The organism is Cereibacter ovatus (assembly GCF_900207575.1).
GTDB lineage: Bacteria > Pseudomonadota > Alphaproteobacteria > Rhodobacterales > Rhodobacteraceae > Cereibacter_A > Cereibacter_A ovatus.
In genome coordinates, this window is record NZ_OAOQ01000061.1 from 1 (window position 1) to 1196 (window position 1196).

Sequence of the window (1196 nt, forward strand, 5' to 3'; positions counted from 1 at the left end):
GCCGCCGTCATTACCCTCGTTCTGGCGATGATCCGGCAGGAGCGCGCTCGCGGCTACAGTCACGCGGCCGCCTGATCGCGTTGTTCAGGCTGAACTAAATGAAATCAACAGCTTGCGGGAATGGACAATGGACAATTACCTTGCGCTTCGAGAGCTGTTCTTGTCATCCACACCATGCCTTTTCCTGGACTCACACCATCCCTTTTCTTGAGGGCGTAGTCCGGGAAGCATAGGGGACGGGCCGCAGCCCATGAGAGGCGCGGCCCGTTCTTCATTTATGACAAGGGAAACAGCCGGTTAGGAAAGCGCAGAGACCACGTCGGCGCGCAGGTACAGGGGGCCAAAGTCTTCCCCCAGCGGAGAGCAGGGCCGGATCTCCTTCGCCCGCAGCTCTGCCGTGAGGCTCTGCCAGCTGCGGCCGAACTCCTGCGCGAGGGTGCGCGGGGTCAGGTACCGCCGATGGAACGCGGCAGCGTCCTCGGCGGTGATATAAAGCTGGAACGCCCGGGTTTTCGGGTTCTGCAGCCGGGTCGCTGGGATGACGCCGGCCTTGATCAGGCGCTTCAAGCGGCTTGGCGGCAGAAGACCGACCGCCTTGGCGAAAATCTCGATCGACTGCGCCGTTGGACTGTCCGCGCCAAGCACCCGGGTCACGTCGGCGTGGTTCACATGGACGGCGGCATAGCCCTCGACGCCCTCAAGTCTGCCGACGCCCGGGATCCGGCCTTCCCGGATGGCGGCAATGATCGCGCCGGGGCCGATCTTCAGCCGCTGCGCCGATTTCGACACGTGCTCCCAGCCGCGCGGCACCTTGGCCAGCGAAACCGCGCGGGACAGCAGTCCGTCGAGGAAGGCGCGACCCTGGACCGGGCTCCAGATCGCCTTGACGCCGGGCGCATCCAGCGCCGGCGCCAGCACGCCGTCCTTCACCAGCAGATCGAACTGCGACCGGCTGGTGCCGATGAACTCGGCAAAGGCGTTGGCGGGCATCAGCGCCGTCAGGTCATCCAGGATCGGCTGCGCCGCCGCGGCGTCGAAGGTCTCCCAAGCGTCGCAGGTGCCCTCGGCGGTCTGCACCTCCGCGATATCGATGTGAAAGAAGCGTAAGCGTTCGCTGTGGGCCACAGTCAGCTTATCTTGACGGCGTGAAGTTCCACGGTAGCAGATCGTCTAGACGGCTTTGAGGGTGGCCGTTG

1 protein-coding gene is annotated in these 1196 nt (G+C 64.7%); it reads right to left on the reverse strand.

What is annotated here, in order from left to right; all coding sequences use genetic code 11:
- Positions 1-297 precede the first annotated feature (297 nt).
- On the reverse strand, positions 298-1125 hold the full coding sequence (locus tag CRO07_RS19275) for a hypothetical protein (RefSeq protein WP_235841110.1): 828 nt from the start codon (positions 1123-1125) through the stop codon (positions 298-300).
- Positions 1126-1196 lie beyond the last annotated feature (71 nt).